The organism is Curtobacterium sp. MCBA15_013, assembly GCF_001865095.1.
Classification (GTDB): Bacteria; Actinomycetota; Actinomycetes; order Actinomycetales; family Microbacteriaceae; genus Curtobacterium.
This window is the reverse complement of the sequence record NZ_MJGQ01000045.1, coordinates 239132-264147: the sequence shown is the minus strand read 5'-3', so window position 1 is coordinate 264147 and position 25016 is coordinate 239132. Positions and strand designations below refer to the sequence as shown.

Here is a 25016-nt window from a genome sequence, read left to right as displayed (position 1 = left end):
TCTGAACCGCGACCCGACGCCTGTCAACCTGGCATGCGTTTTCGTAACGAGGAGGAAACGATGGCTGACATCAAGGCCGCTGACATCATCGCCGCGCTCGGTGGCGCCGGGAACATCGACGAGGTCGAGGGCTGCATCACCCGCCTCCGCGTCGAGGTCGAGGACGGCGACCTCGTCGACAAGGACGCACTCAAGGCCGCCGGCGCGCAGGCCGTCGTCGGTGGCGGAACGGGCTGGCAGGTCATCGTCGGCCCGGTCGCCGACAACCTCGCGCAGGACATCCAGGACGAGCTGTGACCGCCGTCCGGACCCCGTTCCAGGGCCCGGTCGTCTCGCTCGCCGACGTGCCGGACCCGGTGTTCGCCGGGCAGCTCGTCGGCGCCGGCGTCGCGGTGGACCCGACCGGGGTCGAGGGTGCCGTCACGGCGGTAGCGCCGGTCGACGGCACGATCGTGAAGCTGCACCCGCACGCGTTCGCACTGCAGGGCGCCGCGGGGACCGACGTGCTCGTGCACGTCGGCATCGACACCGTGAAGCTCTCGGGCGAGGGTTTCGAGCTCATCGCGACCGAGGGTGACACCGTCGTCGCGGGTGACCCGGTCGTCCGGTTCACCCCCTCGGTGATCTCCGCCGCCGGCTACTGGCCGATCTGCCCGGTCGTCGTGCTCGGCTCCGCGCCGGACTCGATCGCGCAGGACACGGTCGGCACCACGGTGCGCGACGGCGACACCCTGTTCGAGGTCTGATCCGGAGCGTTCCCACGCGCTGAGCGACACCTCACGGCCGCGACGAGCCGTGAGGTGTCGCTCAGCGCGAAGAACCGCGCTCTACGCGACCGCGTGCGCGGCCGTCGCCGTGACCTCCATCTGCACCCGGTACCGGTCGGAGCGGTACCACGAGCGGGTGTGCTCCACGGGGCGCTCCCCCGCGTACGACACCCGGTCGAACTCCAGCAGCGGCGCCCCGGTCTTCGTGCCGAGCAGCGTCGCCACGTCGTCCGCCGCCGGGTTCGCCGCCACGGTCTGCTGCGCGCGGTCGATCGGCGTGCCGTACTCGGTCGCGATGATCGAGTAGACCGACCCGGACAGGTCGTGCTCGAGCAACCCGGGGAACGCGTCCGCGACGAGCCAGGCGTCGTCGATCGACACCGGCGCCCCGTCGGCCATGCGCAGGCGCTTCACGTGGAAGGCCGCGACGTCGGGGTCGAGTCGCAGGGCCGCGGCGGTGTCGGACGGCGGGACCCGCTCCTCGCGCACGAGCACGACGGTCGTCGGCACGTGCCCCATCGCCCGCATCTCCTCGGTGAAGGACGCCAGGTGCAGCGTCGACTGCACGGGGCGGTGCGCCACGAAGGTGCCCTTGCCGCGCACGCGTTCGAGGTAGCCCTCGTTCACGAGCTGGCCGAGGGCCTCGCGCACGGTGATCCGGGACACCCCGTACTCGGCGATGAGCTGGCGTTCCGAGGGGATCGCCGCCCCGGGTGCGAGCCGGACCGTGGCGAGCTCGAGGAGGATGCGCCGCAGCTGCTGGTGCTTCGGTTCGGCACCCTCGGTGATCCGGCTCGTCATGCGGTCCTCGTGCTCCGTCGCTGGTCGTGCGGGTGGTCATGCGCGGACATGACCAGTGCCTGCCACAGTAGCGAGTCCCCCTCGGAACGCCAACGTGCATGACAAGATGACGCGCGTGACAACCGTGGTGATCGTCGACGACGAGACGCTCGTCCGCTACGGCTTCGAGCTGATCCTCGGCGCCGCACCGGACATCGACGTCGTCGCCACCACCGGGGACGTGGACGCCGTGCAGGTCATCCGGTCGCACGCGCCCGACGTCGTGCTCCTCGACGTGCGGATGCCGCGGGTGAACGGCCTCGAGGTCCTCCGCGAGCTGCAGGCCTTCCCCGAACCACCGGCGGTCGCGATGCTCACGACCTTCGACACCGACGAGTACGTCGGCCGGGCGATGGAGCTCGGCGCCGCCGGCTTCCTGCTCAAGGACACCGACCCCGAGGGCCTCGCCGAGTACGTCCGGGTCCTCGCCCGCGGCGGGGTCGTCCTGGCACCGGGCGTCGACCGGACCCGGCTGTTCGCGGCACGTCCGGCAGCCCCCGCGCCGTCCGTCAGCGAGCGCGAGCACGCGGTGCTCCGGCTCGTCGCGGACGGCGTCAGCAACCCGGACATCGGCCGACGGCTCGGCGTGAGCACCGGGACCGTCAAGGAGGACATCCGGTCGCTGCTCGCCGCGTTCGGCGTCCCGACGCGCGTCCAGCTCGCGCTGCGCGCGGCCGAGGCGGGGCTCCTGGATGGCTGACGCGCAGCGGTCAGGGCGCGTCCGGCGGGTGCTCGCGGCGACCGACGGGAGGCTCGACCGCCTCGTCGACGTCGGCCTGCGGTGGGCGCGCACCCACCGTGCACCGTGGTGGCTGGTCGACGCCCTGTTCATCGCCGCCGCGGTCGCGGACGCCGTGCTCGACATCTCCGGGGCGACCGCCCTCGAGACGTGGTTGTCGCTGCTCGCGGCGGCCGCACTGTTGCTCCGTCGTCGCTTCCCCGTGCTCGCGTTCGCCCTGACGGTGCCGGGGTTGTTCGTCGGTTCCGCGGTGGTGGCGGCGAGCGTGGTGCTGTTCACCCTCGGGGAGCGCACGAGCCGCCGGTGGCTGATGCTCCTCGCCGCGCTGGTCCAGTTCGTCGGCTTCAGCGGGTTCGTCGGGCCACCGCAGACCCTCGACGAGATCGTCGTCTCCGTCGTCTACGCGCTCATCTTCGCGCTCGGACCGCTCGCCGTCGGGCTGCTCGTGCAGACCCGTGCGCGGCTGACCGACCAGCTCGTCGAGTCCCGCCGGGCCCGCGAGGACGAACGCCGGCAGGCCGCGGCCGTCGCCCTGTCCCGCGAGCGGGCGCTGCTCGCGCGGGAGATGCACGACGTCGTCTCGCACCAGGTGACCCTGATCGCGGTGCAGGCCGGCGCGATGCAGATGGCCGGCCGCGACGAGGCCGAGCGCGGGTTCGCCCGGACGATCCGGCAGCTGTGCGTGATCACCCTGCAGGAGCTCCGCGAGATGGTGCAGGTGCTCCGCGCCTCCGGCGGCACCGACCGCGAGATCGCGCCCCAGCCGGTGCTCACCGACCTCCCCCGGCTCATCGCCGAGAGCGGGCTCGAGACGAGCACGACCGTCGACCTTCCGGACACCCTCGCCCAGCCGCTCCAGCGCGCGGTCTACCGGTTCGTGCAGGAGGGGCTGACGAACGTCCGCAAGCACGCCCCCGACGCCACCGTCCGGGTGAGTGGCCGGATCCACGGCGAGCACGTCCTCGTCGACGTCGTGAACGGCCCGGCGCGTTCCGAACGGCTCGAACTGCCGGGGTCCGGGCTCGGCCTGATCGGGCTCGGGGAGCGGGCGTCGCTCCTCGGCGGGAGCATGGAGTCGGGCCCGCAGCCGGACGACGGGTTCGCACTGCACCTGCGGCTGCCGGTGGAGCACGTGCCGGCTGCCCGGGCGGTCTGACGGTCATCCTCGGAGCCAGCCCGTCCTGGCCGATCGGCCATCGCGGTTCACGCCGTGGAGCGATGCCCCGGCGGGGGCGATCGGCTGGGATGGGACCGTGGCACCAGCAGCGCTCCTCGGACGACTCCGTCGATCCCCCGTCTCCGTCGCCGTGGCGGTGGTCGCGGTCGCGCTCGTCGTGACCGCACGGATGGCGCACTCCGAGCCGGACTTCCCGCACCACCCGCCCGTCGCGTGCCTCGCCCTCGTGGCGGTGGTCCTGACGACCGTCCTCGCCGAGCGCTCCCTCGGATCGCTCCGGACCCTCGTGATCGGGGTCGGCGCGCCGCTGCTCGGGGTCCTCGCGACCCTCCTCACCGTCACGATCGGTTCGGCGCTGGGCGAGGCACACGCCGAGTTCGCCGTCGGACAGCCGCTCTTCGCCCCCTCCGTCGTCGCCGCCGCGTTGCTCGGGGCCGCGTCCGCGGCGATGCCCGCGCAGCGCCGCTGGCGGACGCGCGCCGCGCTCTGGACCGTGGTGCTGACCCTCGTGCTCTTCGCGGGCCACGGATCGGACCTGGCCCGCGCCCTGGCGACCCTGCTCGGGACCGCAGCCGGCGCGTGGATCGTGCGCCGCGCCTCCAGGCCCCAGAGCCGCACCACCCGCGTCACCGCACGGACGGTCGTGGTGAGCGCCCTCATCGCGCTCGGTGCCGGCACCCTGGTGACCCCGATCGTGCCGGACCCGGACGGCGTGCTCTCGCCGTTCGCCGACGCGATGCCGGACCGTTCCGTGGTCGTCGTCGGGGTGCTGCTGCTCCTGGCCGCCTGGCTCGTGCACCGCGGTCGCCGAACGGGCATCGCGCTGGCGATCGGCGTGCTCCTGACGCTCACGGTCGTGCTCGCCGACGTGTTCCTCATCGAGCCGGTCAAGGACGACGCGGTGCAGTGGCAGGGGCTCGGGCTCGACGCGATCGAGTGGCAGGTCACCCTGCTCGGCGCGTGGGTCGTCCCAGCCGCCGTGCTGCTCGCCGTGCTCCTCCTCCGACCGCGGCTCGTCCGGGCGCGGTTCCGGGCCGCCGGTGCCCGGCGTGACGACCTCGTCGAGATGCTCCGCGACGGCGACGCCGGGACCCTCGGGCACATGGGGACCTGGCGCGGGAACGCGACCTGGACCCACCCGGACGGACGCGGCGCCGTGGCCTACCGGGTGCGCGGCGAGGTCGCCCTCGCCGTCTCGGACCCGGCGTGCGCCACCGCCGACCGCGCCGAGGTCCTCGCCGGCTTCACCGCGTTCTGCGAGCGCAACGGCTGGGTGCCCGCGTTCACGAGCGTCCACGAGCCGGTCCGCGCGATCCTCGGCGCGGAGGGGTGGACCGCGCTGCCGGTGGGCGTCGAGTGCGTGCTCGACGTGACGACGTTCGACCTGCGCGGCAAGAAGCGGCAGGACCTCCGGACCGCGTCGAACCGGGCCGACCGCGAGGGCGTCCGCGACGAGTGGACCACCCTGGACGCGCTCGACGCCGCCCGTCGTGCCGAGGTCGAGGCGATCTGCACGCGGTGGGCCGCCGATCGGCGCCTGCCGGAGATGGGCTTCACGCTCGGCGGGTTCCGCGAGCTCGACGACCCGGACGTCCGGCTCATGCTCGCCGTCGACGCCGACGGGCACGTCACCGCGGTCACGAGCTGGCTGCCCGTCCACGAGCGGGGAGCGCTGACCGGCTACACGCTCGACGTCATGCGCCGCGGTGACGACGGGATGCCCGGGGTGATGGAGTTCCTCATCGCCCGGACGGCGCTCCGTGCCCGCGAGGCCGGCCTCACCACGATCAGCCTCTCCGGCACGCCGCTGGCCGCCCACGCCGGGGCCCGGTCGCTGGTCGTCCGTGGGTCGGTGCTCCTCGCCCGCGTGCTCGAGCCGGTGTACGGGTTCCGGTCGCTGCAGCGCTTCAAGGAGAAGTTCGGCGCGCGGCACGAGCCCCTCTGGTTGGTCGTCCCGACGCCGTTGCACGTGCCGCGGGTCGCCCGGGCCCTGGCGTCGGCGTACGTGCCGGGCCTGCGCCCGAAGCACCTGTGGGCGCTCCGGCAGGCGCACCGTGCGGCGGCGGACGCCCGAGCGGTGGCCGAGGCCCGTGCCGCGGGTGCGGCGCGCTCGTGAGTCCGACCGAGTGGCTGCTCGCCACCCAGCTGCAGGCGCCGTCGAAGCTCGTCCCGGTGGACATCGCGTTCGCGGTGCTCGCCGTCGCGGTGCTGATTCCCGGTCTCCGGCACACCCGGTCCGGGTCCGCCTGGCGTGCCGTCCGGCTGCGCGCCGTGGTCGCCGTCGGGGCCGCCGTCGCCGTGCTCCTCGTCTGCTGGGTCCTGAGCGACGTCCTGAACCTGTTCGGCGTCGCCCTGAGTCCGGTCACGCGGATGTGGGTCGCGATCGCCACCGCCGCACTCGCCCTGGCGGTCACCGGCATCGTGCAGGGCGGTCGCGGACGCCGGGTGCTCGCCGCCGTGCTCGTCCCGGCGGCGCTGCTCGTCCCCGCACTCGGGGTGAACGTCGAGTTCGCCAAGTACCCGACCCTCGGCACCGTGGTGCAGAGCGACCCGTACCCGGCGCTCGACCTGCACGCGGCTCCGGCAGCGGCGCTCCCGGCGCACGGCGAGGTCCGGACGGTGGACATCCCCGGGACCCGCTCCGGCTTCCCGGCCCGCCCCGCCGTCGTCTACCTGCCGCCGGCCGCGCTCGTCCGGGACCCGGCACGCCTGCCGGTCGTCCTCGCGTTCGCCGGGCAGCCCGGTGCGCCGAGCGACCTGTTCACCGCCGGGCAGATGGGGACCGTGCTCGACGCCTACGCGGCCGCGCACCACGGATCGGCACCGATCGTCGTGTCCGTCGACCAGCTGTCGGCTCCCGGTCGGAACCCGATGTGCGTCGACTCGACGCTCGGGAAGTCCGCGACCTACGTCACCGAGGACGTGCCCGCCTGGATCGCAGCACACCTCCCCGCGACGCCGGACCGGCACGCCTGGGGCCTCGTCGGGTTCTCGCAGGGGGCGACCTGCGCGATGCAGTTCGTCACCGCCCACCCGGGGTCGTTCGGCGCCGCGCTGGCGATCTCCAGCGAACTGCAGCCGATCGACCAGAACCCGCGGCACAGCGCCGACCAGGCGTTCGGTGGGTCGGTGGCCCGGTGGAAGGCCGCCGCCCCGATCGCGCAGATGCGGGCGAACGGGCTCGGTGGTCACGCGCTCTGGCTCACGGCCGGGTCCGCCGACCACCAGTTCAGTCGGAACGCCCGGGCACTCGGCAGTGCGGCCCGGACGGCGGGCGCGGACACCGTGGTCGCGTTCGCGCCGGGGAGCGGGCACGACTGGAACACCGTGCAGTGGTCGCTGCGCACGGAGCTGCCGCACGAGGCCGACACCCTGTTCGGGGCCCTCGGGTGAGGCCCGTCGTGCTGGCGGTGGTCGCCCTCGTGGCGGTGCTGTTGCTGACGGTGGGGCCGGTCGCCGTGGCGCCGGTCGCCGCCGTGCTCCTGCTGCTCTGCGTGGGTGCTGCTGCACTCGCGACCGGGGACGACGGCTCGGGTGATCGTCGTCGCGAATATTGACATGTTGCGTGTTTGACATTGCCGTTCGGTCGCTGTCACGATGTGGCCTGCTCCATGGAGGGGCAGAGACAAGGGGAATGATGCAGAACACGAAGACGACGATCCTCGTCGGCCTCGGGCTGTCGATCGGCCTGGTCACCGGGACCGCCTCGACGGCGTCGGCCACGCCGTTCGAGGTCATGGGATCGGGGCCCGTGGCCGGCGGGGTGAGCATCGCCGACTCCGGAGACGGTTCGACCGGAGCGACCACGGGTGTCGGCACCCGGAACGACGGCGGGGGCGGGAGCTTCTGGCAGTGGGGTGTCGGCAAGGACGACACGTGGTCGAACTACTTCCGCGAGAAGCGGTGCCACGGCGCGACGGCTGTCGGGAAGAAGTCCAAACGAGTGTCGAACGTCCCGGGCGGCAAGTACGCGATGGCGAAGACGCCGAAGGCGAGCAGCGGGAACAAGGCGTACTACCACAACTGCTGATCGTGCCGTTCCCGGGAGGTGCGGCATGACGATCCGATCGGTGACGCTCGCCTACGTCGTCCCGCCGGTCCTCGCTCTGGTCCTGGCGTTCATCGGGGTGACGCAGGTCGGCGAAGCAGGACTCATCGGCGCGTCGTCGACGGTCACCGCCACCGCCGGTCCCGAGACCGGCTCGAACCAGCGTGTCGCTGCGGCACTCGACCGCGTGGCACGCGTTGCGGACGCGACCATCGTCCGCGTCGTGGCAGACCGGGCGGCACCCACCACACGACGCGTGGCGCTCGTCACCGATGCTCCGGCGAGTCGCGGTGAACGGTGGCTCCAGGACGGCTACGCGGACTTCTCGAGGTCGATGACCACGCACGTGCGGCCGATGCAGGACCTCGACCAGTTCGACCCGACCGGGACCTACGACGTCTTCGGCGACGACCGAGCTCGACGAGCGGCCGTGCAAGCGCTCACCGAGGTCGGCTACGCGGTGACGTCCGAACGGGTCCCCCTGCTCCAGCGGGTCGGGGTCGTCGACGGTGTCGATCGGACAGCCGGACTCATCGTCACCCTGACGCTCGGGTGCTCGACGCTGTGCGTGATGGGGACCAGCGGGTCTCTCCGTCGGAGCGCAGTCCGGAGGTTGCACGGTCGCAGCACGGCGTCGATCGTGCGCTCAGAGCTCGCGGAAGCCCGGACGTCCGTGCTCGCCATCGTGATCGCTGCCCCCTGCGCGGCGATCTGGCTCTGGATGCACAACGGGCTGGCGGACGTGACGACGTTCGGTACGGCGTTCGTCATCCTCTGCGGAGCACTCCTCGCTCCGGTCGCGGTCGCCCACGCGCTCGGCACGATCGGAGCCTGTCGGGTGCCGATGGTCGATGCGCTCCGGGGTGCCCGGCCCGCCGGGGCGCTCCTGGTCGTCGTGCATGCCGCACGGCTCCCGGCGCTCCTCGTCCTGGTCGCTGCATCATTCGACCTCGTCGGCGCCGTCGCGGTCGTCCGATCGGGCAGCGCCGAACGCGACCTCCGAGCAGCAGGAGAGACGGTGCAACTCTGGGTCACTCCAGACCCACGCCCGGTGGACACGCAGCCCTACTGGGACCGGATCGGGGCGTTCGCAGGTCGGGCGCTCGACCGCGGGGACGCACTGCTCGCGGCGCCGGTCGAGGTGTCCACCGGACAGGGCGGGGCGACCGCACCCGCGCTGTTCGTCGACGCTGGCTACCTGGACCGACAGGACGTGCGCGCGGAGGACGGCACGCGTCTCGCCGCTGATGCCCCGGGCGTCTCCGTCTGGCTCCCCGCGCACAGCACCATCGGTGCCGGCCGACTCGTGCAGGCGCTCTCCGGGTGGGAACTCCGGGACGCTCCCGCTGCCACGCGCGCACACATCACCGTCGGCCGGCTCGCAGCACAAGAGGTGTACTCCTACCCCGGCGATTCCACGTCGCGCACGTGGCTCGACGACGCGGTCCTGGTCGTCGTACCGGATCCCGCTGCAGCCTTCTCCGCAGACCAACTCGGCTCGTGGTTGTCGAGCGGGGATGTCGTGTTCGGGTCGCGCTCGGCTGCGGAGCGCGCGATCCGGACGTCTGACGTCGGCCGCGAGTTCAGTGCTGTCGTCGACGTGGGCCAGGTGGCCGCGGAAGCAGCTCGGCAGGCAGCGCGCACGGTCGGGATCGGGGTCGCCGGCGTGGTGAGCGCCGTCATCGTCAGTGCGGTGCTCGCCGGACTCGGTGCGGCCGCACACCGACGGCGGTACGGCCGCGCGCACTTCGCGAGGATCGCGGCAGGAACGTCCTTCTTGCGGGCGAACGCCAGCCTCTTGGTGATCGAGGTCGTGCTCGTCACTGTCGCCACCGTGGCCGCGATCAACACCTGGTGGGACCTCCACCCGGACGGGGCCGGTATGCGATCCGCACTCGACCCGGTCGCGCAGACTGCGGGGGTCGCCGTCGCCTTCGCGGCCGGGATGCTCGTGCTGGTCGGCACGGTCAGCGCCACGGCGATCGCGACGACAGCGAAGACCGTTGCACGAACACGAGGGAACGGATCCTGATGATCGAAGTACGCAGTGCCAGCAAGCGCCGCGGGCGACGTGTGCTCTGGCAGGATCTGACGTTCGACGTCGGTCGTGGTGAGATCGTGGCCCTGGTGGGACCGAGCGGCTCCGGCAAGTCGACGCTCCTCGACTGCATCGGCCACATCGACACGTTCGATGCCGGATCGATCCGGATCGACGGCGTCACGGTCGGCGGTGGTGGTCGGAGCGCACGGCTCGTCCGCCGACGACATCTGGGGTACCTCTTCCAGGACTTCGGGCTGGTACCCGACATGACCGTCCAGGCCAACATCGACATCGCACGGGTGCCGGCCCGCGAGCACCGTGGCACACCGGTCCGGACCGCAGCGGCGTTGGAACGGGTCGGACTCGCTGGGCGGGCGACGGATCGTGCGCACGAACTCAGCGGCGGCGAACAGCAGCGCGTGGCCCTTGCACGCCTGCTGGTCAAGCAGCCGGACGTGATCCTGGCCGACGAACCGACGAGTGCGCTCGACGGGACGAACGCGTCGATGGTGCTCGACCTGCTCGACGAGTTCGCGGCTTCGGGCGCCGCGGTGGTCATCGCGACGCATGCGGCCGAGGTGGAGGCACGAGCGACGACGACGCTCTCGCTGTTCGGCCCCGACCGGTGACGGGGCCGGTGCGGGTCAGGCGTTCGCGACGAGCCAGGCCCGCTGCGTCCGCGACAGCGCCCGGTCCGCCCAGACCTGCCGCTCGACACCGTCCGGCAGCGTCGACGACGTCGAGCCCTGCCACACCAGCTGCAGCCCCGCGCGGTCGAGCACGGCCGCCGAGGCTGGGTTGTTCGTCAGCACCCGCCCGGTGACCGCGACGTCGGGAGCGACGTCCGCCGCGGCAGCCACCGCAGCGAGCGCGATCTCCGTCGCGTAGCCGTTGCCCCACGCCGCCGGTGCCAACCGGTAGCCGAGGTTCCACACCCCGGCCGCGGTCATGTCCACGCCGCCGACGCCGACGAACGCGTGGTCGGCCGCGGCGCGGACGGCCCACGAACCGAGCCCGTGTCGTGCCCGACCGCCGATCTTGCGCTGGACGAGGTCGACCGTCGAGGCCCGCACCGCGTGCCGTCCCGCGGGGAGGTGGGTCCACGTCCGGGCGTCGGAGAAGACCGCGTGCACGTCGTCGATGTCCGCCGGCGACAGCGGGGTGAGCAGGAGGCGATCCGTTCGGATCTCCTGCGAGGGCATCAGGAGCTGGTGGACCATGCCTCGATCATCCCGCCGCCCACCGACATCCGTCTGAACACCACGCGACGAATGCGGGAGTCCGCAAGCAGGGATTTTCAGCCAAGACGTCTATTTCACTGTACAGTGAAAACATGCCGATCACTGAAAAGACCCTCGTGCAGGCGCTTCGGCGCGCACTGCCTCCAGGGTCGATCGACATCATCTCGCGTGACGGTGTCGCTCCGGTGGCGGTGCTCCCCGACGGCTCCGAGGTGGCCCTCGTGCTGCGCTGGGCCGGAGCAGGGTTCCCACGGGACGTCGCCCGGGCGTTCGAGAACGAGCCGCTGTCCCCGTCGGCAGACGCAGGGGTCGACGCACATCACGAGGTCGTCTTCGCGCAGTCCGTCTCCGAAGGATCACGACGGGTCATCGACGCCGTCGGTGCGTCCTGGGTCGCACTCGACGGGTCGGCGTCCCTGCACATCGGGACCGTCTGGGTGGAGCGCGCTCCCGCCCCCGGGCTCGTCGCCGAGGAGGTCGGGTTCCGCTGGTCAGCTGCGCGGGCGGACGTCGCGGAGGCGTTGTTCGCGATCGTGGCAGACGGCAGTCGGTGGGGCGACGGACGGACACGGGTCCCCGAGGTGGAGAGTCTCGCGACGCTCTCAGACCGATCGCTCGGTTCGGTCTCGAACGCCCTGAGCGGTTTCGACCAGAACGGATGGACCGGACCCGGACCGGAACCGAGGAGTCGTGCGCTCGTCGACGGGTCGGGCATGCTCGACTCCTGGTCGGAGTGGAGTCGCCGACAGCCACGGAACTGGATCTCCTTCCACACCCTCGACCGCGACCCCGCGAGGGTCGAGCGGGCTTTGCTCACGACGTTCGGGACGGACCTCGTCTTCACCGGCGCTTCGGGCAGCGAGCGTCTCCGTCCGTTCCTCACCGGAGCGAGGAGCGTGAGCGCGTACGTGGTCGATGCGGACGACGACCACATCCGCGACCTCGGCGAACGGGCGGGCATGCTGCCTGCTCCGACGGGGCAGGTCCGGATCGCGGTGGCGCCGCGCGCGATCGCGAACACGACGCGGGTCGCTGCGGACGTCCGGATCGCCTCCCCGGCCCGCATCTACGCCGATCTGCTGACCGGGTCGGAGCGGGAGCGGGAAGCCGCGGACATCATCCGCGACTCCGCGCTGGGGAACCTGCCGTGAGCGCCGACGCGTCGCGAGACCACGCCGCGCGGGCGCTCGCTGAGGAGGCACTCGCCGCACTCCTCCGGGCAGCCGGTCCCAGATCGACCGAACTGGTCCTCATCGGCGGGCTCGTTCCCGAGTACCTCGTCGAGACCACGGATCCGCACCAGGGAACCAACGACGTCGATCTCCTGCTCGACCTCGGGTTGGAGTACGACCGAGACGAGCACGACTACGGCTGGCTGGAGCGTGCGCTCGTCGCTGCTGGCTTCGTCCCCGCGTCACCGAACGTCGGGTGGCGATGGGTTGCCGAGGTCCGCGGTCACCCCGTGCTCGTGGAGTTCCTCGCCGACGTCGCCGACAACCTCGACCGTGAGATCGCCCTGCCGGGTGCATCCGTCCTCGGCGCGAAGAACCTCCGCGGACCCGGACCCGGACCCGCACTCCGAGACGCGCACGATGCCGTCGTGCACGGTCACCCGGTACGGATGACCGACATCGGGGGCTACCTGTCGGCGAAAGGTGCCGCCGCGTACTGGCGGGGCGCGGAGAAGGACCTGTACGACTTCGCGTGGGTGCTGGTGAACACAGCGAGGATGGACGCCGATCGCGCTGTGAACGCCGTCACGGCGGTGCTCGACGCTGGTGTCGACCGCGATCGGTTCGGCGCCGTGGTGGGAGCATGCGCCTCGTTCGAGACAGCGGCCAGCATCGGTGCGGTCGCGTTCGCGAGCGCTTCGATCGCCGCGGGCGACCAACGCGACCACGACGCGCTCGCGCTCGACGCGGTCCTGGCCGTGCGGATGTTCCGAGCGGGCCTGTTGCGCGCTGCCGAGGAGCGTGACGGCTAGTCGAGCAGCAGCGCCGGCTCCTCGAGCACCGAGGCCACATCGTGCACGAAGCGCGACGCCACGTCGCCGTCGACGACCCGGTGGTCGAACGAGGCGCCGATCGTCGTCACCATGCGCGACCGGACCTCGCCGTCGACGACCCACGGCTTCGGCTTGATCGTGCCCATCGCCACGATCGCGACCTCGCCCGGGTTGAGGATCGGGGTGCCGGTGTCCATGCCGAACACGCCGATGTTCGTGATCGACACCGTGCCGTTCGCCATCTGCGCCGGCGTGGTCTTGCCGTCGCGGGCGGTCAGGGTGAGCTGCTCGAGGGCCTGGGCGAGCTCGAGCAGGGACATGTCCTGCGCGTCCTTGATGTTCGGCACGATGAGGCCGCGCGGGGTGGCCGCCGCGATGCCGAGGTTCACGAAGTGGTGGACGATGATCTCGCGGTCGGTCCAGGTGGAGTTCACCGAACGGTTGCGGCGGACCGCCCAGATCACGGCCTTCGCCACGAGGAGCAGCGGCGACACCTTCACGCCCGCGAACGTCGGCGAGGACTTCAGCCGCTTGACGAACTCCATCGTGCGGGTGGCGTCGACGTCGACGAACAGCGAGACGTGCGGTGCGGTGAACGCCGACGTGGTCATCGCGGTCGCGATGGCCTTGCGGACGCCCTTGACCGGGATCGTCTCGCTGCGGACGTCGCCCCACTCGGGGGTCTCGATGTTGCGGAAGACGCTCGCCTGCTTCGCGTGCCGGATGACGTCGTCGCGGGTGACCTCGCCCGCGAGGCCGGTCGCGACGATCTCGCTCAGCTCGACGCCGAGGTCCTTCGCGAGCTTCCGGATCGGGGGCTTCGCGAGGACGTTGGTCGCCACACCGTGCTTGCGCGCGGAGCCGGACCCGAGGGCGGAGATCGCCTCGGCGGTGGTCTCCTCACCGGGGTCGGTGGCGGCTTCGGCCGCTGCAGCGGCGTCGGCACTGGAGGCGCGGCTCGCCTCGGCCGCGAGCGCTGCGGCCCGGCGGGCGCCCGGCTTCCGGCGGGACGGCGACGAGGTCGCGGAGCCGTAGCCGACGAGGACGGCGCCGGAGGACTCGTCCGTGCCGACGACGGAGGCGTCGACGGCGACCGGCTGGGCGGGCGCGGCTGCGGGCTGCGCGGGCGCGGCGGCCGGCGCCGCGGCCCGCGGCGGGGTCGGCGCGCTGACCGGAGCGGGTGCGGCGGGGATCTGCGTGACCGGGGCGGCGGGAGCGGCCGGTGCCGGCGGGGTGGCGGTGACGTCCGGCGAGGTCGGGACGCTCTGGTCGACGTGTGCCGCGCCTCCTGGGCCGGCGACCGGCGCACCGGACGCGACCTGCGCGTCGGACTCCACGCGGATGATCGGCTTGCCGACCTCGACGGTGTCGCCCTCGGAGACGAGCAGGCCGGTGACGGTGCCGGAGAACGGCGACGGGAGCTCGACGAGGGACTTCGCCGTCTCGATCTCGACGAGGACCTGGTCGACGGTGATCTCGTCACCGATCGCGACGCGCCACTGCACGATCTCGGCCTCGGTGAGGCCTTCACCCACGTCGGGCAGGGGGAATTCGGCGACGGCCACTACGGCTCCTTCGGCGTTCTGGTCGAGCTCGGACAGGGAGGTCAGTAGGCGAGGGCGCGGTCGACGGCCTCGAGGACGCGGTCGGCGTCCGGCAGGTGCAGGTGCTCCAGCTTCGACACCGGGAACGGGACGTCGAACCCGGAGACCCGGAGCGGCGGGGCCTGCATCGTGTAGAACGCCTTCTCGGCGACGGTCGCGGCGATCTCGCTGCCGACGCTGACGAAGCCGGAGGCCTCTTGCGCGATGACGAGACGACCGGTCTTCCGGACCGACGCCAGGAGCGGCTCCCAGTCGATCGGCGAGATCGAGCGGAGGTCGATGACCTCGCAGCTCGTGCCCTCGCCCTCGGCGATCTCCGCCGCCTGCATGAGCGTGGCGACCATCGCGCCGTGGCCGACGAGGGTGACCTCGGTGCCGGTGCGGGCGACGCGCGTCGTGTGCATCGGGACGTGCCCGTCGACGAGGTCCACCTGGCCCTTCGGCCAGTAGCGCGACTTCGGCTCGAGGAAGACGACCGGGTCCTTCGAGGCCACTGCTTCCTGGATCATCCAGTAGGCGTCGTTCGGCGTGCTCGGGCTGACCACGCGGAGACCCGGGGTGTGCGCGAAGTACGCCTCGGGCGACTCCTGGTGGTGCTCCACGGCGCCGATGTGGCCGCCGTAGGGGATGCGGATGACGACGGGCAGCGACATGTGCGCCGGCAGCCGGTTCGCCATCTTCGCGAGCTGCGAGGTGATCTGGTCGAAGCCCGGCCAGACGAAGCCGTCGAACTGGATCTCGACGACCGGGCGGTAGCCGCGCAGGGCCAGGCCGATCGCGGTGCCGATGATGCCGGCCTCGGCGAGCGGGGTGTCCCGCACGCGCTCGGGGCCGAACTTCTCCTGCAGGCCCTCGGTGATGCGGAACACACCGCCGAGTGCGCCGATGTCCTCGCCCATCAGCAGGACCTTGTCGTCCGCCTGCATCGCGGCGGCGAGCCCGGCGTTGAGCGCCTTGGCCATCGTCAGGGTCGGGGTGGGGTCGCTCGGGACTTCGCCGGCGCCCGGGTGGGAGCGCAGGGTGTAGTCGAAGAGCTGCTCGGTGGTGCTCATGCGTGGGCGCCCCCTTCGAAGCCGGCCTCGTACTGTTCGAGCCAGGCCTTCTGCTCGGCGATCAGCGGGTGCGGCTCGCGGTAGACGTTGTCGAACATGACGTCGACGGACGGCGGCGTCAGGGCCACGGTGCGGCGGCGGACGTCGGCGGCGATGTCCTCGCCCTCTTCGTCGAACGCGGCGAACTGCTCGTCGGTCGCGCCCTTGGAGCGCAGGTACGCCTCGGACCGGACGATCGGGTCGCGGCGGACCCAGTCCTCGAGCTCGCCCTCGGCGCGGTAGCGGCTCGGGTCGTCGGAGCTGGTGTGCGCGCCGATGCGGTACGTGTCGGCCTCGATGAACGCCGGGCCCTGGCCGCTGCGGGCGTGGTCGGTGGCGACGACCGAGGCCGTGTAGGAGGCGAGGATGTCGTTGCCGTCGATGAGGACGCTCGGGATCCCGAAGCCGCGCGGACGGTCGACGAGCGGGGTCGGCGACTGGACCGACACCGGTACCGAGATCGCCCAGTGGTTGTTCTGCAGGAAGAAGACGACGGGGGCCTTCGTCGAGGCCGAGAACACGTACGCCTCGTTCACGTCGCCCTGGCTCGTCGCGCCGTCGCCGAAGTAGACGATCGAGCACGCGTCGCGGTCGGGGTCACCCGTGCCGACGTCGCCGTCGAGCTTCTGCCCGAGTGCGTACCCGGTGGCGTGCAGGGTCTGCGAGCCGATCACCAGGGTGGAGATGTGGGTGTTGCCGCGCTCGTCCGGGTCCCACCCGCCGTGCGTCTGGCCGCGGTACATCGCGATGATCTCCATCGGCTCGACGCCGCGGTGCATCGTGACCGCGTGCTCGCGGTAGGACGGGAAGACGTGGTCCTGCGCACGGAGGGCGAAGGCGGAGCCGGTCTGTGCGGCTTCCTGCCCGTGGCTCGGCACCCAGAGGCCGAGCTGGCCGGTTCGCTGGAGGTTGTGACCGGCGTGGTCGAACCGACGGGTGAGGACCATGCGACGGTGCATCGCCAGCAGGGTCTCGTCCGGGATCGCCCGCGCGGCGGCGGCGAACTCGGCGTTCTCGTCGGTCTCCACGAACCGGCCCTCGGGGTCGAGGAGCCGGACGGTGGTCGTCGCGGGGGCCGCGGCGCGGAATGACATGCGGGCCAGCGTAGCGGCAGCGACTACTCGGCTGCCTGGAGGTCCCCCACAAGCGACCGTGCTGTTTCGAGGAGCGTTCCCACAGCCTCGTGCTCCCCGATCGAGATGCGGATGCCCTCGTTCCCGAAGGCCCGGACGATGATGCCGGCCTGCTCGAAGCGCTCCGTCGCGTGCGCCGTCAGCTCGCCGGTCGGCAGCCACACGAAGTTGCCCTGGGCGTCGGGGACGTCCCAGCCCTGCTCGCGGAGCGACGTGACGACGCGGTCCCGCAGGACAGCGATCTCGGACACGCGCTCGAGTAGGTCGGACTCGCGCTCGAGGCTCGCGAGCGCCGCCGCCTGGCCCTGCGCCGTGACCGAGAGCGGGATGGCGCAGGCGCGTACGGCATCGAGCACGTACGCCGGGCCGAGGGCGTACCCGACACGGAGTCCGGCCAGCCCGTACGCCTTCGAGAAGGTGCGGAGCACGACGAGGTTCGGGTACCGCTCGAGCAGCGGGGCGCCACGGACGGCGGTCGGCTCGGTGACGAACTCGGCGTAGGCCTCGTCGAGGACCACGAGCACGGTGGCGGGCACCTGCGCCATGAACGCCTCGAACTCCGCGCCGGTCACGATCGGACCGGTCGGGTTGTTCGGCGTGCAGACGATCACGAGGCGGGTGCGCTCGGTGACGGCGGCGGCCATCGCGTCGAGGTCGTGACCGCCGTCGGGGCGGTTCGGCACCTGCACGCTCGTGGCGCCGGCGACCGTGACGACGCCCGGGTAGGCCTCGAAGGAACGCCATGCGTAGACGATCTCGTCGCCGGGGCCGGAGGTGGCTTTGGCGAGTTCGTGGAGGATCGCGACGCTGCCGGGGGCGACGTGGACCTCGTCGACGGTGGTGCCGAAGCGGTTCGCGAGCACGGCTCGGACGGCGAGGGCGGTGGCGTCGGGGTAGCGGTTGAACGCGGTCTGCGCCTGCACGGCCTCGACGACGCCGGGCAGCGGCGGGAACGGGTTCTCGTTGCTCGACAGCTTGAAGGCGTCGGCCGCGGCCTGGCGCCCCTGCTTGTAGGCGGGGAGAACGGCGATCTCGGGCCGGATGTGCACGCGCTCGTCAGTCACGGGATCAGGCTACCGGCCCGTCCGCGGGTACCGGAGGGCATCATGGACGCATGCGATTCCTCGTCCGCCTCGTCGTCAACGCCGTCGCCCTCTGGCTCACCACGCTGATCGTCAGCGGCGTCTCCGTCACGCCCTTCGGCGACGGCGGCACCACGGCCACCGTGCTCACCTACCTGCTCGTGGCGTTCGTGTTCGGCCTCGTGAACGCGGTCATCGGCACGCTCATCCGGATCGTGGCCTTCCCGATCTACATCCTCACGCTCGGGCTCATCTCCTTCGTCGTGAACGCGATCCTGCTGCTCATCGTCGCCGGGATCTCGGACGCCTTCGGCTTCGGGCTGCAGGTCGACTCGTTCGGCTGGGGCATCGTCGGCGCCTTCGTGCTCGCGGTGTTCGCGTGGCTGATCGGGCTGTTCGTGCGGCCGGTGCTGAACCGCCCGCGCGCGTGACGCTGGCCGACGACCCGTCGGCGAGCACCCCGTCGGGGCGGGCCGACGACCGGACCGGCACCGCGCCTCCCGACAGCAGCAGCGTCGCGGACGGACGCTCCCTGCGCCATGATGTCCCCATGACCCCGGACGCCGACGCCCCCTTCCGGGTCTCGTTCGTCTGCAGCGGCAACATCTGCCGCTCCCCCATGGCCGGCATCGTCTTCGCCCAGCTCGCGGCGGACGCCGGCATGGCCGACCGGTTCCAGGTCGAGTCCGCCGGCACCGGCGACTGGCACGTCGGTGAGCCCGCCGACGAGCGCACGATCGCAGCACTCGCAGCGCGCGGATACGATGGCAGCAGGCATCGCGCCCGTCAGTTCGATCCGGACCGGTTCCCGGACCTCGATCTGGTGGTCGCACTCGACCGCTCCCACGAACGCATCCTGCGCTCGTGGGCACCGACCATGGACGACGCCGCGAAGGTGACGCTCCTGTTGCGGTACGACGACGCCTGGCCCCAGCAGACCGACGTACCGGATCCGTACTACGCGGACCGGCACGAGTTCGACCGAGTGCTCTCGACCGTCGAACGGGCCTGCCGGGCGCTCTTCCGCCAACTCGAACCGGCAGTCCGTCAGGGAGCCCCATGACCCCCCTTCCCCCGCAGCCGATCAGCCCGCTCGACGGGCGCTACTACCCGATCGTGCACACGGTGGGCGAGCACCTCTCCGAGGCCGGGCTCAACCGCGCGCGCATCGTGGTCGAGGTCGAGTGGCTCATCTTCCTGACCGACCACGCGATGTTCACCACGTCGCCGCTCAGCGTCGACGACAAGGCCGCGCTCCGCCGGGTCGTGGAGACCTTCGGCCAGGAGCAGATCGCCGAGCTCGCCGAGATCGAGGCCACGACGCGGCACGACGTCAAGGCGGTCGAGTACTTCGTCCGTCGTCGTCTGTCCGAGCTCGGGCTCGACGCGATCGCCGAGCTCACGCACTTCGCCGCGACGAGCGAGGACGTCAACAACCTCTCGTACGCGCTGACCGTGCGCGACACCGTCGACCAGGTGTGGCTGCCGGCCTACCGCGCCGTCGTGGCGAGGCTCCGCGAGCTCGCCGACGAGCTGAAGAGCGTCCCGATGCTCTCGCACACGCACGGGCAGCCGGCGACGCCGACGACGCTCGGCAAGGAACTCGCCGTGGTCGTGTACCGCCTCGAGCGCGTGCTGTCGCAGATCGAGGGCGGCGAGTACCTCGGCAAGTTCTCCGGCGCGACCGGCACGTTCTCGGCGCACCTCGCGGCCGACCCCGAAGCCGACTGGCCGGCACTCTCCCGCGAGTTCGTCGAGGGTCTCGGGCTCACCTGGAACCCCCTCACGACGCAGATCGAGTCGCACGACTGGCAGGCCGAGCTGTACGACCGGGTGCGCCACGCGAACCGGATCCTGCACAACCTCGCGACGGACGTGTGGACCTACATCTCGATGGGGTACTTCACGCAGATCCCGGTGGCGGGTGCCACGGGCTCGTCGACGATGCCGCACAAGATCAACCCGATCCGGTTCGAGAACGCCGAGGCGAACCTCGAGATCTCGTCGGCGCTGTTCTCCACGCTGTCCGAGACGCTCGTGACGTCGCGGCTCCAGCGTGACCTCACCGACTCGACCACGCAGCGGAACATCGGCGTCGCGTTCGGGCACTCGCTGCTCGCGCTCGACAACCTGCGCCGTGGCCTGGGCGAGATCGCCGTGAACGAGGTGCGTCTCGCCGAGGACCTCGACCGCAACTGGGAGGTGCTCGCCGAGGCCATCCAGACGGTCATCCGCGCCGAGGTCACCGCCGGACAGTCGAACATCGAGGACCCCTACGCGATGCTCAAGGAGCTCACGCGCGGGAAGCGCATCGGGCAGGCGGAGCTCGTCGCGTTCGTGAACGGCCTGGACATCTCGTCCGGCGCGAAGGCCCGGTTGACGAACCTCACCCCGGCGACCTACACGGGCCTCGCCGACGAGCTCGTCGACCACCTCGACGTGTAGCGCGTCGCGCGCGGCGCTCGCTTCGTGAGCAGAAATGGTCGGGGCCCGAGCAGGGACCCGACCATTTCTGCTCACCAAGCGTCGGCCTGGAGGCGCGGGTCGGCCCCGCCGGCAGCGTCACCGCCTCAGGTGGTGACGTCCAGGGCTTCGGCGACCAGCGCCTCCAGGACCGTCCGGACCACGGGGCGGACCGCACGGTCCGGCCGGACGAGCGCCTCGATCCGCCGCCCTGCGCGGACGTCGGCGAGCTCGGCGAGGTGGAAGCGACCGGATGCCCGGGTCCCCGAGGTGTACCGCGGCACGAGCGCCACCCCGTGTCCGGCGGCGACGAGGTTCTCGATGACGGGCAGGTGGATCGTGCGGAAGCCGACGCTCGGCGGTGTGTCCGTCGCCGCCGCCATGGCCGTGAGCACCCGGTCGATCGGGTAGCCCTCCGGCACCCCGATCCAGGACTCCCCGACGACGTCGTCGATGCGGACGCGCTCGCGGGCGGCCAGCCGGTGGTCGAGCGGGAGCGCCACGTCGAGCGGCTCGCGGAGGAGCGGGACGGTCTCGAGCGCTTCTCGGCCGGCCGGCGGGGCGCCGTCCGGCCGGTGCCCGATGACGACGTCGTGGTCGGCGGCGAGGGGGCCGAACGCGTCCTCGCTGACGTCGACGTCGACGAGCACCAGGTCGATGCCGGGGTGCTCGCGCATCCGGGTGAGCAGGCCGGGCAGCAGGAGTTCCGCGGCCGACGGGAACACGGCGAGGTCCACCCGCCCGGTCGCGCCGCCGAGGTGCTCCTGCCACGCCGCGTCCACCGTGGCGATCGCCGTCGCGACGCCGCTCGCCAGCCCGGCGAGCACCCGGCCGTGCTCGGTGAGCCGGACCCCGCGGCCGACCCGTTCGACGAGGGGGACGCCGACCTGGCGCTGCAGGGTCTGGAGCTGCTGCGAGACGGCGCTGGGCGTGCGGTTCGTGGCCTCGGCGACGGCGGTGACGCTCCCCCGCTCGGCGAGTTCGCGGAGGACGGCGAGGAGCTGCACGTCGAAGCCGACCATGCAGGGAGCCTACAACGTCAGTGCGGAACTCATCGCTGGTGCTGAACGGTGCGGCTGGGTCACGATCGACCCGTGCGCACCCGTGACCGTCTCCTCGCCGTGGTCGTCGCCGTCGTGTGGGGGCTCAACTTCCCCGCGACGGCCCTCGCCCTCGAGCACTTCCCGCCGTTCCTGCTCGCCGCGCTGCGGTTCACGCTGCTCGCGGTCCCGACCGTGCTGCTCGTCCCGCGCCCGAGGATCCCGTTCGGCCGGCTCCTGCTCGTCGGCTTCGGGCTCGGGGTCCTGCAGTTCGCGTTCCTGTACCTCGGCATGGCCGCGGGGCTCCCGTCCGGGCTGGCGTCGCTCGTCCTGCAGGCGTCGGCGCCGTTCACGGTGGTGCTCGCCGGGGTGTTCCTGCGCGAGCGGCTCACCGGTCGGCAGGTGATCGGGGTCACGATCGCGGTGGCGGCGCTGGCGGCGATCGCCGTGCACCGGGCGCAGGCGGCGGCGCTGCTGCCCGTCGTGCTCGCGCTGTGCGGAGCGCTCGGGTGGGCGATCGGCAACGTCGCGACCCGTCGGGCCGGGGCGGCCAACCCGCTGCACCTGACGCTGTGGTGGTCGATCGTGCCGCCGGTGCCGATGGCCGTCCTGTCGTTCGTCGTCGAGGGGCCGTCGCGCATCGGGAACGCGCTCGGGACGGCGTTCACTGCGGAGGCGCTGCCGGCCGACCTCGGGCTGCTCTACATCGTGCTGGTGGCGACCCTCGTCGGGTACGGCATCTGGTCGCGGCTGCTGGCGGCGTACCCGTCGAGCACCGTCGCGCCGTTCTCGATGCTCGTGCCCGTGGTCGGGGTGTTCGCCTCGTGGGTGGCGTTCGGGGAGGTGCCGGACGCGGTGGAGGTCGCGGCCGGGGTCGTCGTGGTGGCCGCCGTGCTGTGGTCGTCCCGGCCCGCGCGGGCCCGCCCGGCACGGGTCCGCCCGACACGGGCCCGCCCTGCGCGGGTCCGCCCGGCGTCGTCACCGGTCGAGATCGCACCACACGCCGCGGACGCTCCGCCGAGGTCGCACGACGTGCCGCCCGCCGACGGCCGGGGCGGCAGTTCGAGCGACCTCGGCGACCCGCCCCCGCCGGCACCGGCACCGACACCGACGCCGGCGCCGGCGCTCAGCCCCGGTGCTGCCGACGCTCCGCGATGATCCCGGCGAGTGCGCCGCGCAGGTGCGGGTAGCGGAACTCGTACCCGGCCTCGACCAGGCGCGTCGGCACCACCCACCGGCTCTTCAGCACGAGCTCGGTCTCGGTCCGGATCGCGAACGACCCGAGCTCGAGCATCCACCGCCACGTCGGGATCCCGAAGCGCCGCCCGACGGCGTCCCGGATGGTGGCCATCACGGTGCGGTTGTCCGACGGGTTCGGGCTGGACACGTTGACCGCGCCGTCGATGTCCTCGTGGTCGCGGACGAAGCGGATCGCCCCGAGGACGTCCGCGATGTGCACCCAGCTGAACCGCTGCCGGCCCCGGGTGTGCCGGTTCACGTGGTAGGTGCCGGCACGGAGCCGGGAGCGCGTCGGGAACCACGGGCCGTCGTACTGCGGCCCGCCGAGTCCCGCCTGCGCCAGCCGGAGCAACGGCACGAGGGCGCTGCCGTCGCCGAACACGATCGCCATCCGGAGCGCCACGCGGCGGGTGCCGGGCAGGTCGACCGCGGACAGGGCGTCCTCCCACGCCTTCGCGACCGAGACCGAGAACCCCTCGCCGAGCTCGCCCGTCGCCTCGTCCTGGGGGCGGTCGTCGGCGTGCCGGTAGATCGTCGCCGTCGAGGCGTTCACCCACAGCGGCGGCGGGTGCTCGCTCGTGCGGATCGCCTCGGCCAGTTCGAGCGTGGTGTCGACCCGGGAGCGGATGATCTCCGCCCGGTTCCGGCGCCCGTACCGGCAGTTGACGCTCTTGCCGGCCATGTTCACGACGAGTGCGGCCCCGTCCACGAGCTCGCGGATCCGCATGGTGTTGCCCCACACGGCGTCGCCGGTGCGGCCGATCGTGACGACCTCGTAGCCCTCGTCGCGGAAGGCGTCCTGCAGGTACTGCCCGACGAAACCGCTCGCCCCCGCGATCACGGCGCGGCCCTTGTGGTCGCTCATCTCATCCCCGTCCTGTGTCCGGCGCGATCTCGTACCGGAACGCCCCCTCGTACCGGTACAGCGTGCCGACCAGCGGGGCGGAGAGCACCAGGGACACGCGCTGCTGGTCGGCATCGTCATCGAATCGTTCCACGAGCGTCACACGCGGTGCGATGCGGCTCGGGAGGCGCACCTCGCGTCCCAGCGCACGGAACGACACACGGGTGGAGACCAGGCGCAGGGCGCCCGCGTCCGGGCCGTGCGCGTCGACCTCCGCCCGGAGCAGGGCGCTGACGCGCCCACGGCGACCGAGGTGGTCGACGAGCCCGTCGGGTCCGGCGGTGATGGCGTCGACCATCGTTCGGGTACCGGAGCGGAAGCGGAAGGTGCGGTGCGCGCGGACGGCGACCCGACCCTCCTGGACCGCCTGCCCGCGACCGACGCGAGCCGGGCGGTTCTCGACCGTGAAGGGGACGTCCCGTTCCCAGACCGGGAACATGACGGCGTCGCGGGCGAACCACGCGAGCACCGGCCAGAGCCAGCGGCGGGGTGTGCCGACGACGTCGAAGACGCCCTCGCCACGGCCGACGTGTCCGGGCGGGATCGCACCGAAGTACGTCGACAGTCGCGGGTGCAACCGGGCCAGCACGTCGGGCGGTGTGGACAGCTCGTAGGGCGACCGGGTCACGTCCCGATCCTGGCATGTCGTCGGTGCGGATCCCTACGATGATGCGCATGGGACACGACCACGGCGCAGGGCACGCGTCCGAGCGCGCACTGCTCATCGCGTTCTGCATCTCGGCGACGATCCTGCTGGCCGAGGTCGTCGGTGCCGTCGTGACCGGATCGCTCGCCCTGCTCGTCGACGCCGGGCACATGGTCGTCGACACCGGCGGGCTCGGCATCGGCCTCGTGGCGACGCGGCTCGCACGACGCTCGCCGACCGCGCAGCGCACGTGGGGCTTCCAGCGTGCCGAGGTGCTCGGGGCCACGGCGCAGGCGGCGATCCTGCTCGCCGTCGGCGTCTACGTGATCATCTCGGCGATCCAGCGGCTGTTCGTGCCGGCCGAGATCCACTCCGGTCCGCTGCTCGTGTTCGGGATCATCGGCCTCGTCGGCAACCTCGTGGCGTACGCCGTGCTGCTCCGGGCCTCCGGCGAGGGGTTCACCTCGCGGGCTGCCCGGCTCGAGGTCCTCAACGACACCCTGGGCTCCGTCGCGGTCATCGCCGCCGCGGTGGTCCTCATGGTGACCGGTTGGGAGCGTGCGGACTCGGTCGCGGCGATCCTGATCGGGCTGCTCATCCTGCCGCGGGCGATCCGGCTGCTGCGCGAGACCGCCAATGTGCTGCTCGAGTCGACGCCCCCGGGGCTCGACCTCGACGACGTCCGGGGGCACATCCTCGAGCTCGACCACGTCATCGCCGTGCACGACCTGCACGCGACCCTCGTGGCGACCGGGGTGCCCAACCTGACCGCACACGTGGTGGTGGACGACGAGTGCTTCTCGACGGCGCACGCCCCGCGGATCCTCGACGAGCTGCAGCAGTGCGTGGCGGAGCACTTCGACGTCCCCGTGGAGCACTCGACGTTCCAGCTGGAGCCGGCGTCGCACCGGCGGCACGAGCACGAGGTGCACGCCTAGGCGGTGGCAAGCGCGCCA

At 72.2% G+C, this 25016-nt stretch carries 26 protein-coding genes; 17 read left to right on the top strand and 9 right to left on the bottom strand.

Annotated elements, in window-relative coordinates:
- The first annotated feature begins 60 nt into the window (after positions 1-60).
- Together BIV01_RS15190 and BIV01_RS15185 are read left to right on the top strand one after the other, a co-directional pair.
- Positions 61-297: a glucose PTS transporter subunit EIIB gene (locus BIV01_RS15190; RefSeq protein ID WP_071303395.1), complete on the top strand. Its 237-nt coding sequence runs from the start codon at positions 61-63 to the stop codon at positions 295-297.
- Positions 294-746 carry a PTS sugar transporter subunit IIA gene (locus BIV01_RS15185; protein ID WP_071303394.1) on the top strand — a complete coding sequence of 151 codons (453 nt, stop codon included), beginning with the start codon at positions 294-296 and terminating at the stop codon, positions 744-746. The genes BIV01_RS15190 and BIV01_RS15185 overlap by 4 nt, the downstream gene beginning before the upstream one ends.
- An 81-nt stretch (positions 747-827) precedes the next feature.
- On the opposite strand, the gene BIV01_RS15180 is transcribed toward BIV01_RS15185, so the two are convergent.
- Complete coding sequence (locus tag BIV01_RS15180) at positions 828-1568, bottom strand: GntR family transcriptional regulator (protein WP_070417150.1); 741 nt, start codon at positions 1566-1568, stop codon at positions 828-830.
- 115 nt (positions 1569-1683) lie between these two features.
- Between BIV01_RS15180 and BIV01_RS15175 the strand changes: the two genes are divergently transcribed.
- From BIV01_RS15175 to BIV01_RS15145, 8 genes are all read left to right on the top strand, one after another.
- Entirely contained in the window at positions 1684-2307 is a 624-nt protein-coding gene (locus tag BIV01_RS15175; RefSeq protein WP_217637367.1) for a response regulator transcription factor, read from the top strand.
- Positions 2300-3502: a sensor histidine kinase gene (locus BIV01_RS15170; protein ID WP_083414069.1), complete on the top strand. Its 1203-nt coding sequence runs from the start codon at positions 2300-2302 to the stop codon at positions 3500-3502. Before BIV01_RS15175 ends, BIV01_RS15170 begins: the two co-directional genes overlap by 8 nt.
- Positions 3503-3599: 97 nt before the next feature.
- On the top strand, positions 3600-5639 hold the full coding sequence (locus BIV01_RS15165) for a bifunctional lysylphosphatidylglycerol flippase/synthetase MprF (RefSeq protein ID WP_139199440.1): 2040 nt from the start codon (positions 3600-3602) through the stop codon (positions 5637-5639).
- Positions 5636-6916, top strand: coding sequence for an alpha/beta hydrolase (locus BIV01_RS15160; RefSeq protein ID WP_139199439.1), 1281 nt, complete (start codon positions 5636-5638; stop codon positions 6914-6916). The genes BIV01_RS15165 and BIV01_RS15160 overlap by 4 nt, the downstream gene beginning before the upstream one ends.
- Positions 6913-7080 (top strand): hypothetical protein, encoded by a 168-nt coding sequence (locus BIV01_RS19955; RefSeq protein WP_175473749.1) that lies wholly within the window; start codon positions 6913-6915, stop codon positions 7078-7080. The genes BIV01_RS15160 and BIV01_RS19955 overlap by 4 nt, the downstream gene beginning before the upstream one ends.
- A gap of 80 nt (positions 7081-7160) precedes the next feature.
- Positions 7161-7553: a lactococcin 972 family bacteriocin gene (locus tag BIV01_RS15155; RefSeq protein ID WP_175475790.1), complete on the top strand. Its 393-nt coding sequence runs from the start codon at positions 7161-7163 to the stop codon at positions 7551-7553.
- Between the two features lie 25 nt (positions 7554-7578).
- A complete protein-coding gene (locus tag BIV01_RS15150) occupies positions 7579-9603 on the top strand; it encodes a hypothetical protein (protein WP_071303392.1) in 2025 nt (674 codons plus the stop codon).
- Positions 9603-10241, top strand: a complete 639-nt coding sequence (locus BIV01_RS15145) for an ABC transporter ATP-binding protein (protein WP_083403337.1) — start codon at positions 9603-9605, stop codon at positions 10239-10241. Before BIV01_RS15150 ends, BIV01_RS15145 begins: the two co-directional genes overlap by 1 nt.
- 15 nt (positions 10242-10256) lie before the next feature.
- Here BIV01_RS15145 and BIV01_RS15140 read toward each other — a convergent pair whose 3' ends face one another.
- Positions 10257-10832, bottom strand: coding sequence for a GNAT family N-acetyltransferase (locus BIV01_RS15140; protein ID WP_071295533.1), 576 nt, complete (start codon positions 10830-10832; stop codon positions 10257-10259).
- Between the two features lie 113 nt (positions 10833-10945).
- Between BIV01_RS15140 and BIV01_RS15135 the strand changes: the two genes are divergently transcribed.
- Positions 10946-12004 carry a type IV toxin-antitoxin system AbiEi family antitoxin gene (locus BIV01_RS15135; RefSeq protein ID WP_139199438.1) on the top strand — a complete coding sequence of 353 codons (1059 nt, stop codon included), beginning with the start codon at positions 10946-10948 and terminating at the stop codon, positions 12002-12004.
- Positions 12001-12837, top strand: a complete 837-nt coding sequence (locus tag BIV01_RS15130) for a hypothetical protein (protein WP_071303390.1) — start codon at positions 12001-12003, stop codon at positions 12835-12837. Before BIV01_RS15135 ends, BIV01_RS15130 begins: the two co-directional genes overlap by 4 nt.
- On the opposite strand, the gene BIV01_RS15125 is transcribed toward BIV01_RS15130, so the two are convergent.
- The 4 genes from BIV01_RS15125 to BIV01_RS15110 form a co-directional block, all read right to left on the bottom strand.
- Positions 12834-14423 (bottom strand): dihydrolipoamide acetyltransferase family protein, encoded by a 1590-nt coding sequence (locus BIV01_RS15125; RefSeq protein WP_071303389.1) that lies wholly within the window; start codon positions 14421-14423, stop codon positions 12834-12836. The genes BIV01_RS15130 and BIV01_RS15125 overlap by 4 nt on opposite strands.
- Before the next feature lie 41 nt (positions 14424-14464).
- Entirely contained in the window at positions 14465-15424 is a 960-nt protein-coding gene (locus BIV01_RS15120; RefSeq protein WP_070419276.1) for an alpha-ketoacid dehydrogenase subunit beta, read from the bottom strand.
- An 86-nt stretch (positions 15425-15510) separates the two neighbouring features.
- Positions 15511-16647, bottom strand: a complete 1137-nt coding sequence (locus tag BIV01_RS15115) for a thiamine pyrophosphate-dependent dehydrogenase E1 component subunit alpha (RefSeq protein ID WP_071295537.1) — start codon at positions 16645-16647, stop codon at positions 15511-15513.
- A 23-nt stretch (positions 16648-16670) separates the two neighbouring features.
- Complete coding sequence (locus tag BIV01_RS15110) at positions 16671-17750, bottom strand: histidinol-phosphate transaminase (protein WP_071303388.1); 1080 nt, start codon at positions 17748-17750, stop codon at positions 16671-16673.
- A gap of 50 nt (positions 17751-17800) precedes the next feature.
- On the opposite strand from BIV01_RS15110, the gene BIV01_RS15105 reads away from it, so the two are divergent.
- The 3 genes from BIV01_RS15105 to purB all read left to right on the top strand — a co-directional run bounded on the left by BIV01_RS15105 (position 17801) and on the right by purB (position 20213).
- Positions 17801-18199: a phage holin family protein gene (locus tag BIV01_RS15105; RefSeq protein WP_070417157.1), complete on the top strand. Its 399-nt coding sequence runs from the start codon at positions 17801-17803 to the stop codon at positions 18197-18199.
- A 119-nt stretch (positions 18200-18318) separates the two neighbouring features.
- Positions 18319-18831, top strand: a complete 513-nt coding sequence (locus tag BIV01_RS15100; protein WP_070419277.1) for a low molecular weight protein-tyrosine-phosphatase — start codon at positions 18319-18321, stop codon at positions 18829-18831.
- Complete coding sequence (purB, locus tag BIV01_RS15095; RefSeq protein ID WP_070417158.1) at positions 18828-20213, top strand: adenylosuccinate lyase; 1386 nt, start codon at positions 18828-18830, stop codon at positions 20211-20213. The genes BIV01_RS15100 and purB overlap by 4 nt, the downstream gene beginning before the upstream one ends.
- Positions 20214-20338: 125 nt before the next feature.
- Here the strand turns inward: purB and BIV01_RS15090 are convergent, their stop codons facing one another.
- Positions 20339-21253: a LysR family transcriptional regulator gene (locus BIV01_RS15090; RefSeq protein WP_071303387.1), complete on the bottom strand. Its 915-nt coding sequence runs from the start codon at positions 21251-21253 to the stop codon at positions 20339-20341.
- 72 nt (positions 21254-21325) lie between these two features.
- On the opposite strand from BIV01_RS15090, the gene BIV01_RS15085 reads away from it, so the two are divergent.
- Positions 21326-22429, top strand: coding sequence for an EamA family transporter (locus tag BIV01_RS15085; protein ID WP_071295542.1), 1104 nt, complete (start codon positions 21326-21328; stop codon positions 22427-22429).
- Here the strand turns inward: BIV01_RS15085 and BIV01_RS15080 are convergent.
- Together BIV01_RS15080 and BIV01_RS15075 are read right to left on the bottom strand one after the other, a co-directional pair.
- Positions 22398-23375: an epimerase gene (locus tag BIV01_RS15080; protein WP_071303386.1), complete on the bottom strand. Its 978-nt coding sequence runs from the start codon at positions 23373-23375 to the stop codon at positions 22398-22400. The two genes, BIV01_RS15085 and BIV01_RS15080, sit on opposite strands and share 32 nt — an antisense overlap.
- 1 nt (position 23376) lies before the next feature.
- Positions 23377-24042: a DUF4166 domain-containing protein gene (locus tag BIV01_RS15075; protein ID WP_071303385.1), complete on the bottom strand. Its 666-nt coding sequence runs from the start codon at positions 24040-24042 to the stop codon at positions 23377-23379.
- 47 nt (positions 24043-24089) lie between these two features.
- Here BIV01_RS15075 and BIV01_RS15070 point away from each other — a divergent pair, with 47 nt between their 5' ends.
- Complete coding sequence (locus tag BIV01_RS15070; protein WP_071303384.1) at positions 24090-24998, top strand: cation diffusion facilitator family transporter; 909 nt, start codon at positions 24090-24092, stop codon at positions 24996-24998.
- The last annotated feature ends 18 nt before the right edge of the window (positions 24999-25016 follow it).

Excerpts from the sequence above, each read along its gene's own strand:
- BIV01_RS15190 (WP_071303395.1), top strand. The coding sequence starts at position 61 with ATGGCTGACATCAAGGCCGCTGACATCATCGCCGCGCTCGGTGGCGCC.
- BIV01_RS15135 (WP_139199438.1), top strand. The coding sequence starts at position 10,946 with ATGCCGATCACTGAAAAGACCCTCGTGCAGGCGCTTCGGCGCGCACTG.
- BIV01_RS15145 (WP_083403337.1), top strand. The coding sequence starts at position 9,603 with ATGATCGAAGTACGCAGTGCCAGCAAGCGCCGCGGGCGACGTGTGCTC.
- BIV01_RS15170 (WP_083414069.1), top strand. The coding sequence starts at position 2,300 with ATGGCTGACGCGCAGCGGTCAGGGCGCGTCCGGCGGGTGCTCGCGGCG.
- purB (WP_070417158.1), top strand. The coding sequence starts at position 18,828 with ATGACCCCCCTTCCCCCGCAGCCGATCAGCCCGCTCGACGGGCGCTAC.
- BIV01_RS15155 (WP_175475790.1), top strand. The coding sequence starts at position 7,161 with ATGCAGAACACGAAGACGACGATCCTCGTCGGCCTCGGGCTGTCGATC.
- BIV01_RS15090 (WP_071303387.1), bottom strand. The coding sequence starts at position 21,253 with ATGGTCGGCTTCGACGTGCAGCTCCTCGCCGTCCTCCGCGAACTCGCC.
- BIV01_RS15100 (WP_070419277.1), top strand. The coding sequence starts at position 18,319 with ATGACCCCGGACGCCGACGCCCCCTTCCGGGTCTCGTTCGTCTGCAGC.
- BIV01_RS15180 (WP_070417150.1), bottom strand. The coding sequence starts at position 1,568 with ATGACGAGCCGGATCACCGAGGGTGCCGAACCGAAGCACCAGCAGCTG.
- BIV01_RS15115 (WP_071295537.1), bottom strand. The coding sequence starts at position 16,647 with ATGTCATTCCGCGCCGCGGCCCCCGCGACGACCACCGTCCGGCTCCTC.
- BIV01_RS15070 (WP_071303384.1), top strand. The coding sequence starts at position 24,090 with ATGGGACACGACCACGGCGCAGGGCACGCGTCCGAGCGCGCACTGCTC.
- BIV01_RS15140 (WP_071295533.1), bottom strand. The coding sequence starts at position 10,832 with ATGGTCCACCAGCTCCTGATGCCCTCGCAGGAGATCCGAACGGATCGC.
- BIV01_RS15080 (WP_071303386.1), bottom strand. The coding sequence starts at position 23,375 with ATGAGCGACCACAAGGGCCGCGCCGTGATCGCGGGGGCGAGCGGTTTC.
- BIV01_RS15120 (WP_070419276.1), bottom strand. The coding sequence starts at position 15,424 with ATGGCCAAGGCGCTCAACGCCGGGCTCGCCGCCGCGATGCAGGCGGAC.
- BIV01_RS15105 (WP_070417157.1), top strand. The coding sequence starts at position 17,801 with ATGCGATTCCTCGTCCGCCTCGTCGTCAACGCCGTCGCCCTCTGGCTC.
- BIV01_RS15150 (WP_071303392.1), top strand. The coding sequence starts at position 7,579 with ATGACGATCCGATCGGTGACGCTCGCCTACGTCGTCCCGCCGGTCCTC.